The organism is Massilia sp. Dwa41.01b (assembly GCF_014171775.1).
Lineage (GTDB): Bacteria > Pseudomonadota > Gammaproteobacteria > Burkholderiales > Burkholderiaceae_D > Telluria.
The window spans coordinates 1,368,020-1,382,270 of the sequence record NZ_CP050454.1 but is presented as its reverse complement, the minus strand read 5'-3'; the positions used below and the strand labels follow the sequence as shown (position 1 = coordinate 1,382,270).

The following is a 14,251-nucleotide window of genomic DNA, read 5'->3' as shown; positions in this document are numbered from 1 at the left end:
AGACCTCCGCCATGACCATCATGAACAACGCGCTGTCGGGCGCGCTGGCTTCGCAGCTGGCGCTGTCGGCAACGAGCCAGAACATCGCCAACCTGCAGACCAAGGGCTACACCCGCCAGGCGGCGATGCTGTCGGCCGTGGGTGCCGATGCCAGCGGCAAGGCCGTGGGCAATGGTGTGCAGGTCAGCTCGCTGATCCGTTTTTCCGATGGTTATAAAAGCCAGCAGATGTGGCGCGCGAATGCCGAGACCGGCCAGTTTTCGCAGACCCAGCCTTACCTGACCCAGCTCGAGCGCGTGATGGGCGACGATAGCGCCAGCCTGTCGGTGGCGGTCGACGGTTTCTTCGCCTCGCTCAACGCGGTTGCCGGCGACAACGCCACCTCGACCCCGCTGCGCCAGCAGGTGCTTACCTCCTCGAGCCTGCTGGCCCAGCGCTTCAATAGCCTGAACAACGTCTTCAACGCCCAGCTGCAATCGGTCAGCCAGCAGCGCAGCGCCATCGTCGACTCGGCCAATGCCAACATCGACAAGATCGCCGCGCTGAACACGCGCATCTCGCAAGCGAACGCCGTCGGCGCGCCGACCTCGAGCCTGATCGACGCGCGCGACCTGGCAATCGACGAACTGGCTGGCCAGGTGGCGCTGGAAGTGTCCGAGCAGCCGGGCGGCGTGCGCGACATCTCGCTGAAAACCGGCCAGGCGCTGGTGATCGGCAGCGTCGCCGGCAAGCTGCACGCCACCGGCGGCATCGTCGACCAGGGCTTCACGCTGGAGTTCGCCTCGACCACCTTCGCGCTCGACGCCACCCGCTTGGGCGGCCAGCTGGGCGGCCTGACCGTCTACGAAAAGGACACCCTGCGGCCGATGCAGCAAGGCGTGGCCGACGTCGCGCGCCAGCTGGCCGAGAAGGTCAACACCCAAATGGCGGCCGGCTTTGCCATGGACGGCACGCCGGGCAAACCCCTGTTCGTGTTCACGCCTGGCACCACCAACATGCTGCAAGTGACCGCCGGCCTCGAGCCCACAGGCCTCGCGTTTTCGAGCGACGGTACCGAAGGCGACACCGGCAACCTGCAGAAACTGGTGCAGATCAACAGCCAGACGATCAACGTGACGGGCCTCGGCACCGTGCTGCTCTCCGACGCGGACACCCAATTGGTCGGCAAGCTGGGCGTGCTCAGCCAGCAGAACCAGGCCGACCTCGTGACTGCCCAGACCATGCGTACCCACGCGGTGGACGACTGGCAGACCACGAGCGGCGTCAACCAGGACGAAGAGGCCGTCAACCTCGTCGAATACCAGAACATGTACCAGGCCAACATGAAAGTCATGTCGGTCGCTAACGCCCTGTTCGACGCCACGCTGGCGATGATGGGTTAAGGAAGCATCATGCGCATCGCCACCGCCCAGTACCAGTCGAACATGAACAAATCGCTCCAGCTGAACCAGGAGCGCATCAGCAAGCTGACCGAACAGATGGCCACGGGCAAGCGCATCCTCGTGCCCTCGGACGATCCGGTCGACAGCGTCCGCCTGTCGCGCCTGCAGCGCGAGGAAGCGGCCATCGGCCAGTACCGCGACAACATCGCCTCGATCAAGATTCGCCTGACCAAGACCGAAGGCTACCTCGGCAACATGGTCAACGACATCACTTCCGGCCGCGACCAGATCGTCTGGGCGCTCGACGGCGGCAATACGCCGGACGACCTGAAAGCGATGATCAATCCGCTCGAAGCGCTGCGCGACAGCCTGTACTACAGCGCGAATACCGTCGACCAGGAAGGCCGCTACGTGTTTTCGGGCACGATGACCTCGACCCCGGCCATGGTCTACGATGCCAGCGCCGCGCCCGGCGCGCGTTACACCTTTGGCGGCAATACGAACGAACAGCGCGTGGTCGTCGGCAACGGCCTGACCCAGGCGGCCAACGATAACCTGAAGGGCATCGAACAGCTGCTCAACCGCATGGATGCGACGATCGCCTCGCTCGGCAGCGGCAACCTGGACGTCAATGACCCGGCCACCCGCGCGACACTCCAGGCCAACCTCGACGGCTTCGACGACGCGCTCGACCTGGTTTCCGGTAAAATCGCAGTCCTCGGCGGCAAGCAGAACATCCTCGACACCCTGGCGGCCAACCACAGCAACGTCAGCCTGTCGAACCAGATGGCGATTACCGACATCGGCCAACTGGACATGGGCGTGGCTGCCACCGAACTCAACGGCTACTCGACCGCCCTGCAGTCGACCTACAAGGCCTATGGCCGGATCGGATCGCTGTCCCTGTTCTCTGCCCTGTAATCGATGGAAACTTCGCTTCGTCCCACCGTCACCAGCCCGGCGCTCAATAGCGCCACGACGACCGGCAGCCGCATCGGAACCCAAGCCGCGCCGGCGCCTGTTCCTGCCCAGCCGGTCCCTGACGCCACCGAAACCGCGGCCCTCCAGGCGGCCGAACGCCTGGTCGCGCATGCCCCCGCACGCCGCAGCCAGCCCCATTTCGATACCCGCCTGCAGGGCGACGTCGCCAGTGCCCAGCAAGCCCGCGACTACCTCGATCGCGTCGCCAGCCAGCTCGAATCGGTCAAGGCGGCCCTGAGCGCCAGGATCGCCGGCATGAAGAGCGGCGCGCGCGACCTCGAAGCACGCGCACGCCAGCTCAGCGCGACGCTCGCCGCCCGCGCCAGCCAGGCCGGCGGCTCGGTCGACGCGGCGCTCGACTTTTCGATCGGCGCACCGGCACAGCAGCGTTTCCGCATCGGCGGCCTGGACGCGGCCAGCCTGCAGGCGGCCGCGCCCCTGTCGCTGTCGTTCTCGATCGGCGGCGCCGGCGGCCCGCAACTGTCGGCCAGCTTCGAGCCCGAGATGAGCGCCGAACAGATCGCTGCGCGCCTGGACCGCACGCTGGCACCGCTGAACGTGCGCGCAGGCCTGGGCCGCGATGGCCGTATCGAATTTTCCACCGCCGAAGCAAACTGGCCGGCCGTGCGCGACAGCATCGCCATTTCCGGACGCGACCGTGTCGGCACGGAAGCCGTCGCGCCTGACCTGCAGTTGCAGGATCTGAACAAGGGCAATGCCGAGGCTCTGCGCCAGAACCTGCGCGACGTGGTGCAGGCGCTCGAACGGGTGCGCCGCTCGCAAGCCGCCGCCAGCGCCGCCCTCAGCGCAGCCAGCCTGCGCGCCGTCGAGCCGGAGATCAGTCCGGAGGCCCTGGCCATCACGGCCCAGGATTTCGCCGCGACGGCCGCCAGCCACGATTACGAGTCGCTGCTGGCGATTACCTCGGCCCTGGTGGGCGTGAGCCGCGAGCGGGTGCTGGCCTTGCTGGGGATGCGTTAGCGGTCCCCACCCCGTCGCCGCTGTTCTGGCGGTGAGACCGCGTGGGCGGAGCCCACCCTACGGGAACATCGGCGCACGCTTTGCTACCGAAGTCCCGCCTATGGAAATACCACGCACCGTAGGGTGGGCGTCGCCCCCGACATTTACATGGTTCCTGTGGGAGCTCCCGGCCGCTCCCCGATCTGCTGGCGCCACATCGCGTAATACAAGCCCCTCCCCTCCAGCAGCGCCGCGTGCGACCCGCTCTCGACGATCTGCCCCTTCTCCAGAACGTAGATCGTGTCCGCATGCATCACCGTCGACAGGCGGTGCGCGATCAGGATCGTCACCTGCGCCGCCCGCCGCGATATCTCCCTCACCGTGTTCGTGATCTGCTCCTCGGTAATCGAATCGAGCGCCGAGGTCGCTTCGTCGAAAATCAGCAGCGCCGGCTGCCGCACCAGCGCCCGTGCGATCGACAGCCGCTGCTTTTCCCCGCCCGACAGCTTCATGCCGCGCTCGCCTATCACGGTATCGAGCCCCTCGGGCGAACGCTCCAGCAGGTAAGCGCAGGCAGCCTGGCGCATCGCCGCCACGATCTCCCCGTCGCTGGCCTCGGGCTGTACAAAGCGGATGTTGTCGCGGATGGTGCCCGCAAACAGATAGGTTTCCTGGGTAACAAAGCCGATCTGGCGACGCACGCGGTTGAAACGCAGGTCAGTCGTCGGTACGCCGTTGTACGAAACCTGCCCGCCGTTTGGCGTGTACAGGCCGACCAGCAGCTTGACCAGCGTCGACTTGCCTGAGCCCGAGGGCCCGACAAAGGCAATCGTCTGGCCGAGCTTTGCCTCGAAAGACACGCCCTGCAGCGCGTCCTCAGGCGCCCCCTTGTGGCGAAAGCGCACGTCCGCGAAGCGCAGTTCGGTGAGCGGCCCGATCTCCACCGGGTCGGGCGGGCGCCGCTCGACCGGCTTGTCCATCAGCGTCTTGAGGTTCAGCAGCGAGGCCTCGGCTTCGCGGTGCGCCAGGATGATGTTGCCCAGCTCCTGCAGCGGCGCGAAGATCGACACGGAGATGAACTGCATCGCGATCAGCTCTCCGGTGGACAGCACGTCGCGAAAAATCAGCCACAGGAGCGCAAACAGGATCGCGAGCTTCAACAGCGACAGCGTCGAGCCCTGCAGGAAGGACAGCAGCCGCACCCGCTTCACCTTTTCCATCTCGAGCGCGAAGATGGCGTCGGTCTGGCTGCGCAGGCGGCGGATTTCGGGAAAAGTCAGGCCCAGGCTTTTAATGAGCTCGATATTGCGCAAGGACTCGCTGATGAAGCCGGAATTGCGGTTCGTTTCGCGCACGATCGAGCGCTGCTGGGTCTTGATCTCGCGGCTGAGCAGCCCCGTCAGCCCGCCCAGCACCAATACCCCGACCAGGAATACCGGTACCAGCAGCCAGTGCTTCGTCACCGCATACCAGGCGAGAAAACTCACCCCCACCAGCGCGGCAAACGCCGTGTTAATAAACGTGTTGATGAGGCGCTCGCTATCCGCCCTCACCTTCTGCAGCAGCGACAACATCTCGCCGCTGCGCAGGTCCTCGAACTCCTGGAAGCGCAGGCGCAGCAAATGCCGCAGGCCGTCGTTGAAGATGGCCACGCCCAGCTTTTGCACCACCAGGCGCGTCACGTATTCCTGCAAGGCCTTCGCCAGGCGCGACAGCACGGCCACCAGCACGGCCAGGCCGAGCAGGCGCATCACCGGCGCCATCAGATCGGCCTGGGCCGCGTGCGGCTTCGTTACATGATCGATGATGGTGCCGAAGATGATCGGGTCGACCAGGGCCAGCACCTGGGCCAGGCCGGCAAACAGCAGGGCCAGCAGGCCAAGGCGCCAGTGGGGTTTCAGGTAAGTCCAGAGGATACGCATGAGCCAATCTTAGCAAGCTCGGCCAGAACGGCGCACACGTCGTAGGGCGGGCACTCCGTGCCCACGCGGTTGTACTCATGCATACCGCTACGTCAAAATGCTGCTGGGGGTGCATGAACGCTCTACCGCGTGGGGCATTGAAGCCGAGGGCTTCAATGCGAAGCCCACCCTACAGTGCACCGCCGCTAACATAAAAAAACCGCTGCCCCGCATTCGCATGCGGTGACAGCGGCTTTTCAACACGCGGGACGTAACATCCCGCAGTGCATTACGCTTCGCGCGAAGCCTTCTTGCGCTCGTGCTCTTTCAGGTAACGCTTGCGCAGGCGGATCGACTTCGGCGTGATCTCGACCAGTTCGTCGTCCTCGATGAACTCGACGGCGTATTCCAGCGACATCTGGATCGGCGGCACCAGGCGCACGGCTTCGTCGGTACCCGACGAGCGCACGTTGGTCAGCTGCTTGCCCTTGATCGGGTTGACGACCAGGTCGTTGTCGCGCGAGTGGATGCCGATGATCATGCCTTCGTACACCGGGTCGTTGTGCGACACGAACATGCGGCCGCGGTCCTGCAGCTTCCAGATCGCGTAGGCAACGGCGGCGCCGTCATCCTGCGAGATCAGCACGCCGTTGCGACGGCCGGCCATTTCGCCACGGCTGTTGTCCACCGGTGCGTACTCGTGGAACACGTGGCTCATCAGGCCGGTGCCGCGGGTCAGGGTCATGAACTCGCCCTGGAAGCCGATCAGGCCACGGGCCGGGATCAGGTATTCGAGGCGCACGCGGCCCTTGCCGTCCGATTCCATGTTCTGCAGGTCGCCACGGCGGCGGCCCAGTTCTTCCATCACGCCGCCCTGGTTGACTTCCTCGACGTCGACGGTCAGGTTTTCGTACGGCTCATGGCGCACGCCATCGACCATCTTGTAGACCACGCGCGGACGCGACACGGCCAGCTCGAAGCCTTCGCGACGCATGTTTTCCAGCAAAATCGTCAGGTGCAGCTCGCCGCGGCCCGAGACTTCGAAGGTGGTGTCGTCGTCGGTCGGCGAGACACGCAGCGCGACGTTGGCTTTCAGTTCGCGCTCGAGGCGTTCGCGCAGCTGGCGGCTGGTGACGAACTTGCCTTCGCGGCCGGCCAGCGGCGAGTTGTTGACCATGAAGTTCATGGTCAGGGTCGGTTCGTCGACAGTCAGCATCGGCAGCGCTTCCGGGGTGTCCGGTGCGCAGATGGTCGAACCGATGCCGATTTCTTCGATACCGTTGATCAGGCAGATGTCGCCGGCGACGGCCGAGTCGACCAGCACGCGCTCCAGGCCCTTGAAGTTCAGCACCTGGTTGATGCGGCCCTTGATCGGGGTGCCGTCCGGGCCGTTCATGACGATGACGTCCTGGCCGGTCTTGACGGTACCGCGGTTGACGCGGCCAATGCCGATCTTGCCGACGTAGGACGAGTAGTCCAGCGAGGTGATCTGCATCTGCAGCGGGCCTTCCGGATTGTCGTCACGGACCGGCACGTGTTGCAGGATGGCGTCGAACAGCGGCTTCATGTCGCCGTCGCGCACGTCTTCGGTCAGGCCGGCGTAGCCGTTCAGGCCCGAGGCGTAGACGATCGGGAAGTCCAGCTGCTCGTCGTTGGCGCCGAGCTTGTCGAACAGTTCGAAGGTCTGGTTGATGGCCCAGTCGGCGCGCGCGCCCGGACGGTCGACCTTGTTGACGACGACGATGGGCTTCAGGCCCAGGGCCAGCGCCTTGCGGGTCACGAAACGGGTCTGCGGCATCGGGCCTTCCTGCGCATCGACCAGCAGCAGCACCGAGTCGACCATCGACAGCACGCGCTCGACCTCACCGCCGAAGTCGGCGTGGCCGGGGGTATCGACGATGTTGATGTGGGTGCCTTCGTACTCGACCGCGCAATTCTTCGACAGAATCGTAATGCCGCGTTCTTTTTCGAGGTCGTTCGAGTCCATCACGCGGGTATCCACCGCCTGGTTTTCACGGAAGGTTCCCGACTGACGGAGCAGCTGGTCGACCAGGGTGGTCTTGCCGTGGTCAACGTGGGCGATGATTGCAATATTACGAATTGCGCGTTTGGTATTTGACATGTATTTTCAGCGTGATTTGCGTGATGTGCGGATGAACTCGCGGATGTGTCCGATGCTGCCAATTTCGGAAACCGACTAGTATAGCAGGTTAATGCGCGCTTTTATGGAAAAGGCCCGCATTTTCAATGGCTTGCTGAGCTTCTAACGGTTTTGTGCCGGTTTCGGCGGTTTTTGACCAGGGTCTTCGGAACGTTTGCAGCAGGACGCAGGGTAGGGCCTGGGCGGCCCTACCCTACGAAGCGGCGATCAGCCGTTCCGGCGCCAGGATGGCATATTCCTGCAAGTTCGCCGTGCCCAGCAGTTTTCCGTCGGCGTACACGCGCACGCGGCCGAGCTCGGCAGGCACCTGTACTGCTTCCTTGCCCAGCGCCAGGCGCTGGCCGTTCAGGAAGCGCTTCGCCAGTTCCGGGCTCAGCTCCACCGACGGGAAGGTGGACAGCAAGGCGTCCACCGGTGCCAGCAGCGATAGCGGAGCGGCATGCGCCTGCAGCTCTTCCAGCGTGATCATGCGCTCCGTGGTCAGCGCGCCAACCTGGATGCGGCGCAGCGCGTTCAGGTGCGCACCGCAACCGAGGGCCGCGCCGATGTCTTCGCCCAGCACGCGCACATAGGTCCCCTTGCTGCAGGTAACGCGGATCTTCAGCATCGGCGCCGCGTAATCGATCAGCTCGAGGCCGTGGATGGTGACCGGCCGTGCTTCGCGTTCGAGCGTGATGCCTTCGCGGGCGTATTCGTAATAGGCCTTGCCGTCGCGCTTCAGGGCCGAGTACATCGGCGGCACCTGCAGGATGGGACCGCGAAAGCGTGCCAGCGCCGCCTCGATCTGCTCGACCGTCACCTCGACCTCGCGCGTCTCGATGGCTTCGCCTTCGGTGTCGCCCGTGTTCGTCATGATGCCGAGGTGGACCGTGGCCTCGTAGGTCTTGTCCGCTTCCAGCAGGTCTTGCGAGAACTTGGTCGCCTCGCCAAAGCACAGCGGCAACAGGCCGGTGGCAAACGGGTCCAGCGTGCCGGTATGCCCTGCCTTCTTCGCGTTCATCACGCGCTTGGCCTTGATGAGCGCATCGTTCGAGGACAGGCCCACCGGCTTGTCGAGCAGGAGCACGCCGTCGACGAGGTCGCGCGGCTTTCTGGGCGGGCGAGCGTTCACTCTGATTTCGCCTTGGCGGCTGCGTCCGTGTCGACGTTCTCCTTCGCGCTTCCGCCTGCGCCCGCTTCATCCGCCTCGAAATCGGCCGCGCGCACGGCGTTCGCCTGGTCGATCAGGGCCGACATCTGCAGGCCGCGCGAAGTGGAGGTGTCGTGCACGAAGTGCAGCTGGGGCAGCGTGTGGATGTGCAGGCGCTTGCCCAGCATGTTGCGCAGGTAGCCCGCCGCTTTCGACAAACCTTCGAGGGTCTGCTTGACCTCTTCCTTGCTGTCTTTGAGCAGGGTGAAGTAGATCTTGGCGTGCGCGTAGTCGGGCGTGAGCTGCACTTCGGTGAGCGTCACCATGCCGACGCGCGGATCCTTCAGTTCGAAGGCGATCAGTTCCGACAAGTCCTTCTGGATCTGGTCGGCCACGCGCAGGCCGCGCTGGGGAATGGTTTTGCTGTGTTTTGCCATGGTGATATGTAAGCTTTTTTTCTAACGATGGTACATCTATCGGGTGGTGGCCGGCGCCACGAACAGCCATTCGGTAAAGCGGAGGACCGTAGGGTGGGCGGGTTTCCCGCCCACGCGTTCAATCCGGGCGAGATCACAGGCACAGGTATGTGAACCGTTGTTTAAACGGTGCCAAGATCATCCGCGCAGACATGTCAGGCCTTGTGTGAACGCATAGGCGGGGAACCCGCCTACCCTACAAAAAAAACGCCATCGGCTGGGCTGGGCCCGGCAGATGGCGCTTTCTAGGCCGCGACGCGAATTACAGCGTACGCGCCACTTCGGTCACTTCGAACACTTCCAGCACGTCGCCGACCTGGATTTCGTTCATGTTCTTCAGCGACAGGCCGCACTCGAGACCGGCGCGCACTTCCTTCGCATCGTCCTTGAAGCGCTTGAGCGAGTCGATCTCGCCGGTCCAGATGACGATGTTGTTGCGCAGCAGGCGAACCGAGGACGAACGGCGAACGACGCCATCGGTGACCAGGCAGCCGGCAATCGCGCCGACTTTCGAGACCAGGATGACCTGGCGAATCTCGACCTGACCGGTGATGGTCTCGCGCTTCTCCGGTGCCAGCATGCCCGACAGTGCCGTGCGGATTTCGTCGATCGCATCGTAAATGATGCTGTAGTAACGAATATCCACGCCATTGGCTTCGGCCACCTTGCGCGCCTGGGCGTCGGCACGGGCGTTGAAGCCGATGATGACTGCCTTCGAGGCGGTTGCCAGGTTGACGTCCGACTCGGTGATGCCGCCGACCGCTGCATGGACGACCTGCACGCGCACTTCCGAGGTCGACAGCTTCTGCAACGAACCGACCAGTGCTTCCTGCGAACCCTGCACGTCCGTCTTGATGATCAAAGGCAGGTTCTTCACCTCGCCCTCGCCCATCTGGTCGAACATGTTTTCCAGCTTCGCCGCCTGCTGCTTGGCCAGTTTCACGTCGCGGAACTTACCTTGACGGAACAGACCGATTTCACGCGCCTTGCGCTCGTCGGCCATGACCATGACTTCTTCGCCGGCAGCCGGCACTTCGGTCAGGCCCTGGATCTCGACCGGGATCGATGGACCGGCGGTGGCAATCGCCTTGCCGTTTTCGTCGAGCATTGCACGAACGCGGCCATAAGCGGAACCAGCCAGCACCACGTCGCCGCGGCGCAGGGTACCCGATTGCACCAGGATCGTCGCGACCGGGCCACGGCCCTTGTCCAGGCGGGACTCGACGACCAGGCCACGGGCCGGGGCGCCGACCGGTGCTTTCAGTTCCAGCACTTCGGCCTGCAGCAGCACTTGCTCGAGCAGGTCGTCGATACCGGTACCGATCTTGGCCGACACCGGCACGAATGGCGAATCGCCACCGTATTCTTCCGGCACCACGCCTTCGGCGACCAGTTCCTGGGTCACGCGGTCGGTGTTCGCACCCGGCTTGTCGATCTTGTTGATCGCGACAACCAGCGGCACGCCAGCGGCTTTTGCGTGAGCAATTGCCTCTTTCGTTTGCGGCATCACGCCGTCGTCCGCCGCCACCACCAGAATGACGATGTCGGTTGCCTTGGCACCACGTGCACGCATGGCGGTGAACGCCTCGTGACCCGGGGTGTCGAGGAAGGTGATCATGCCGCGCGGGGTATCCACGTGGTATGCACCGATGTGCTGGGTAATGCCGCCGGCTTCGCCAGCTGCCACTTTCGCACGGCGGATGTAGTCCAGCAGCGAGGTCTTGCCGTGGTCGACGTGACCCATGACGGTGACCACCGGTGCGCGCGAGGTCGACTCGAACTCGGCGTGCTCGCCCTGGTCAGCCAGCAGCGCTTCCGGATCGTCCTCGGCGGCAGCGAAGGCTTTATGGCCCATCTCTTCCACCACGATCATCGCCGTTTCCTGGTCCAGCACCTGGTTGATGGTGCACATCTGGCCCAGCTTCATCAGCTGCTTGATGACTTCCGACGCTTTCACCGACATCTTGTGGGCGAGTTCGGCCACGGTGATCGTTTCGGGAACGTGGACGTCCTTGACGATCGCCTCGGTCGGCGCCTGGAAGTTGGTTTCGCGGTCGTCGTTCGAATGACGGCGGCCACCGCTGCGGCCACCGGCACGCCAGCCGTCGCGTCCGCTTGGCGCGCTCGGGGCGCCACGGCCCTGGCACCGCCCGGGGCGCCACGTTTCTTGGCGTCGTCCGACCAGGTCGAGGAGACATTCGCCGACTTGATCGACTTCTTGTCGCCCGGCTTCTTGTCGCCCGGCTTGGCGGCGGTACCGTCGGCCGGCTTCTTGTCGGCAGGCTTGTGCAGCGTGCCGGCAGGTGCGGCCGGCTTTGCGACCACGGGCGCAGGCACCGGTTCCGGTGCCTTGATCACGCGGCGTGGTTGCGCCATCATCAGCTTGATCTGGGCCACTTCGTCGGCCACGGCCTTGCGTGCACGCTCGGTGGCGGCAGCGCGTTCGGCGGCTTCCTTGGCAGCTTCTTCCGGGCTTTCGCCTTGGCTTCGTCGGCAGCGGCCTGCTTGGCCTGCTCGCCTGCGGCCGAACTGGCGGCGGCAGCGGCAGCGGCGTCGCGCTTGGCCACTTCCGCGGCGTCGCGCCTGGCCTGCTCTTCCGCAGCCTTGGCCTGCTCGGCACGCTCGGATTCGAGCTTGGCCAGGCGTTCCTGCTTTTCACGCAGGTCCGCTTCCTGGCGCGCGACGAGTTCGGCGTGACGGCGTGCCTCTTCCTCGCGGCGTGCCACTTCAGCGGCGTCGACGACCGGCGCCGCAGGGGCGGCCGGGGTGGTGACGACGTCGTCACGTTGTACGAAGGTACGCTTCTTGCGCACTTCGACCTGGATCGTGCGCGATTTGCCGCTTGCGTCAGCCTGCTTGATCTCGCTCGTTTCCTTGCGGGTGACCGTGATTTTCTTTTTCTCGGTCCCTTCGCCGGCACCGTGGGTACGGCGCAGGTGATTCAGCAGCTTGTCCTTATCATCCTTTGACAAGGGATCTGACGTCGAGCTTTTCTCGACGCCGGCAGAACGCAGCTGCGTCAGCAGCAAATCTGCAGGCATCTTCAGTTCGGTGGCAAATTGGGCTACGTTGTTACTCGCCATTCAGTCCTCTTTTCTATGTGTCGCGGAGATGATAAAGATTTGCAAATTATGCCTTTGCCGTTTCCACCAGGCTCCAGGCTTTCGCCTGCAGCGCCTTGGCGCGGTCATCATATTTACTGTCGACCAGCTTCATCTCATCGTCGGTCACATCATTAAATTCGTTCTTGATCAGTTCACGGGCACGGTCCGACGACAGGGCCAGGATGGCGCCGAATTCGTCGTAAGCGAGACCCGCGAATGCTTCCACCGTCTTGATGCCGGCCAGGCCAAGCTTGCCGGCCGTCGTACGGTCCATGCCTTCGAGGGTGACCAGTTCCTCTTCCATGCCTTCGAGGCCTTCTTCGGAAGCGATGGCTTCCGTTACCAGGGCGTCGCGGGCACGGGTGCGCAGTTCGTTGACGGTTTCTTCGTCGAACGATTCGATTTCCAGCATTTCGGAAATCGGGACGTACGCGATTTCTTCAAGGCTCGAGAAACCTTCCTCGACGAGGATGTCCGCCACTTCCTGGTCGACATCGAGCTTTTCCATGAACAGCGTACGGATTGCCGCCGTTTCCTGGGCCACCTTGTTGGCCGATTCCTCGGCCGTCATGATGTTGATCTTCCAGCCCGTCAGTTCCGAGGCCAGGCGCACGTTCTGGCCCGAACGGCCGATCGCAATGGCCAGGTTCTCTTCGTCGACGACGACGTCCATCGCATGCTTTTCTTCGTCGACCATGATCGACGAGACGTTTGCAGGCGCCAGCGCGCCGATGACGAACTGGGCCGGATCGTCCGACCACAGCACGATGTCGACGCGCTCGCCGCCGAGCTCGCCGGTCACGGCCTGCACGCGCGAACCGCGCATGCCGACGCAGGTACCGATCGGGTCGATGCGCTTGTCACCCGTGTACACGGCGATCTTGGCGCGCACGCCGGCATCACGGGCAGCCGATTTGATTTCCAGCAGGCCCTGCTCGATTTCCGGCACTTCCAGTTCGAACAGCTTCATGATGAATTCCGGCGCCGTACGCGACAGGATCACCTGCGGGCCGCGCATGTTGCGGTCGACGCGCAGGATGAAGGCACGGACGCGGTCGCCGATACGCAGGTTTTCCTTCGGGATCATCTGGTCGCGCGGCAGGCGTGCTTCGATCTTGCCCGACTCGACGATCGCATCGCCGCGTTCCATGCGCTTGATGGTGCCGGTGACGAGCGAATCGCCACGCTCGAGGAAATCCTGCAGGATCTGCTCGCGCTCGGCATCGCGCACGCGCTGCAGCACGACCTGTTTCGTGTCCTGGGCGAAGCGGCGGCCGAAGTCGACCGATTCCACCGGCTCTTCGATGTACTCATCGACTTCGATGTCGGAAATCTGTTCCTTGGCTTCGAAGTGCAGGATTTCCTGGTCAGGCAGCTGCAGGCCCGCCTCGTCCGGCACCACGTGCCAGCGGCGGAAGGTTTCGAATTCGCCGTTGTCGCGGTCAATGCTCACGCGGATGTCGACCTCGCCTTCATAGCGCTTTTTGGTGGCCTGGGCCAGGGCGAACTCGAGCGCCCCGAACACCACTTCCTTATCGACGTTTTTTTCGCGCGCGAGCGCATCAACCAGTAACAAAATTTCGCGACTCATGCTTTGCGACTCCTAAAATCCACCTGCGGCACCAAACGTGCCTTGTCCAATTCGGCCAGCGTAAATTCCAACAACGCCGGCCCATCTTTACTTTCAAATTCCAGCCCGATCTTGTCGCCTTCCGGCGCAACCAGGATGCCCGTATAGGTCTTCCGGTTCGCGCTGCCAGGCATGGCGACACGCAGCTTCACCGTGCATTCGTGGCCGGCGAAGCGCTCGAAATCGGCCAGGGTACGCACCGGGCGGTCGAGCCCGGGCGACGAAATTTCCAAACGTTCGTAATCGACGTTTTCCACCGTCAGCACGTGCGACAACTGGTGACTCACCTTTGCGCAGTCCTCGACCGTGATCGGCCCCTTTTCGTCCGCAACATCAGCCGGAAAATCGATAAACACGCGCAGGATCCCGCGCTCGCCTCGTTCGACATCGACGAGGTCGTAGCCAAGGCCACCGACTGTTCTGGCGATCAAATCAAACTGCTGCACGATACTTCTCCAGGGCTTTAAAACGTTTTACCAAAAAAAAAATGGGCATCTGCCCATCTTTTTGTATTCACAACCCAACCA

9 protein-coding genes and 1 pseudogene are annotated in these 14,251 nt (G+C 63.7%); 3 read left to right on the top strand and 7 right to left on the bottom strand.

The annotated features are described in order from the left end of the window. Positions 1-11 precede the first annotated feature (11 nt). Genes flgK through G4G28_RS06230 form a run of 3 tightly spaced genes read left to right on the top strand, consistent with a single transcriptional unit; the run spans position 12 to position 3,344 of the window. Complete coding sequence (flgK, locus tag G4G28_RS06240; RefSeq protein ID WP_183108142.1) at positions 12-1,382, top strand: flagellar hook-associated protein FlgK; 1,371 nt, start codon at positions 12-14, stop codon at positions 1,380-1,382. A gap of 9 nt (positions 1,383-1,391) precedes the next feature. Further along, entirely contained in the window at positions 1,392-2,303 is a 912-nt protein-coding gene (gene flgL, locus G4G28_RS06235) for a flagellar hook-associated protein FlgL (RefSeq protein ID WP_182991288.1), read from the top strand. A gap of 3 nt (positions 2,304-2,306) precedes the next feature. Then, positions 2,307-3,344, top strand: a complete 1,038-nt coding sequence (locus tag G4G28_RS06230; protein WP_183108141.1) for a hypothetical protein — start codon at positions 2,307-2,309, stop codon at positions 3,342-3,344. A gap of 143 nt (positions 3,345-3,487) precedes the next feature. On the opposite strand, the gene G4G28_RS06225 is transcribed toward G4G28_RS06230, so the two are convergent. The 7 genes and pseudogenes from G4G28_RS06225 to rimP all read right to left on the bottom strand — a co-directional run bounded on the left by G4G28_RS06225 (position 3,488) and on the right by rimP (position 14,170). Continuing rightward, positions 3,488-5,245 (bottom strand): ABC transporter ATP-binding protein, encoded by a 1,758-nt coding sequence (locus tag G4G28_RS06225; RefSeq protein ID WP_182991285.1) that lies wholly within the window; start codon positions 5,243-5,245, stop codon positions 3,488-3,490. A 268-nt stretch (positions 5,246-5,513) separates the two neighbouring features. After that, positions 5,514-7,346, bottom strand: a complete 1,833-nt coding sequence (gene typA / locus G4G28_RS06220; RefSeq protein WP_182991284.1) for a translational GTPase TypA — start codon at positions 7,344-7,346, stop codon at positions 5,514-5,516. Between the two features lie 232 nt (positions 7,347-7,578). Next, a complete protein-coding gene (gene truB / locus G4G28_RS06215; RefSeq protein WP_182991283.1) occupies positions 7,579-8,496 on the bottom strand; it encodes a tRNA pseudouridine(55) synthase TruB in 918 nt (305 codons plus the stop codon). Next, positions 8,493-8,951: a 30S ribosome-binding factor RbfA gene (gene rbfA / locus G4G28_RS06210; protein ID WP_182991282.1), complete on the bottom strand. Its 459-nt coding sequence runs from the start codon at positions 8,949-8,951 to the stop codon at positions 8,493-8,495. The genes truB and rbfA overlap by 4 nt, the downstream gene beginning before the upstream one ends. 301 nt (positions 8,952-9,252) lie before the next feature. Further along, positions 9,253-12,073, bottom strand: a pseudogene (gene infB / locus G4G28_RS06205) (translation initiation factor IF-2). A gap of 46 nt (positions 12,074-12,119) precedes the next feature. Continuing rightward, positions 12,120-13,685 carry a transcription termination factor NusA gene (nusA, locus tag G4G28_RS06200; RefSeq protein ID WP_182991281.1) on the bottom strand — a complete coding sequence of 522 codons (1,566 nt, stop codon included), beginning with the start codon at positions 13,683-13,685 and terminating at the stop codon, positions 12,120-12,122. Then, positions 13,682-14,170, bottom strand: coding sequence for a ribosome maturation factor RimP (rimP, locus tag G4G28_RS06195; protein ID WP_182991280.1), 489 nt, complete (start codon positions 14,168-14,170; stop codon positions 13,682-13,684). Before rimP ends, nusA begins: the two co-directional genes overlap by 4 nt. Positions 14,171-14,251: the final 81 nt, after the last annotated feature.

What these genes read in the sequence shown, in the direction of transcription:
- flgK (WP_183108142.1), top strand. Translation starts at nt 12, where the DNA reads ATGACCATCATGAACAACGCGCTGTCGGGCGCGCTGGCTTCGCAGCTG.
- flgL (WP_182991288.1), top strand. Translation starts at nt 1,392, where the DNA reads ATGCGCATCGCCACCGCCCAGTACCAGTCGAACATGAACAAATCGCTC.
- G4G28_RS06230 (WP_183108141.1), top strand. Translation starts at nt 2,307, where the DNA reads ATGGAAACTTCGCTTCGTCCCACCGTCACCAGCCCGGCGCTCAATAGC.
- G4G28_RS06225 (WP_182991285.1), bottom strand. Translation starts at nt 5,245, where the DNA reads ATGCGTATCCTCTGGACTTACCTGAAACCCCACTGGCGCCTTGGCCTG.
- typA (WP_182991284.1), bottom strand. Translation starts at nt 7,346, where the DNA reads ATGTCAAATACCAAACGCGCAATTCGTAATATTGCAATCATCGCCCAC.
- rbfA (WP_182991282.1), bottom strand. Translation starts at nt 8,951, where the DNA reads ATGGCAAAACACAGCAAAACCATTCCCCAGCGCGGCCTGCGCGTGGCC.
- nusA (WP_182991281.1), bottom strand. Translation starts at nt 13,685, where the DNA reads ATGAGTCGCGAAATTTTGTTACTGGTTGATGCGCTCGCGCGCGAAAAA.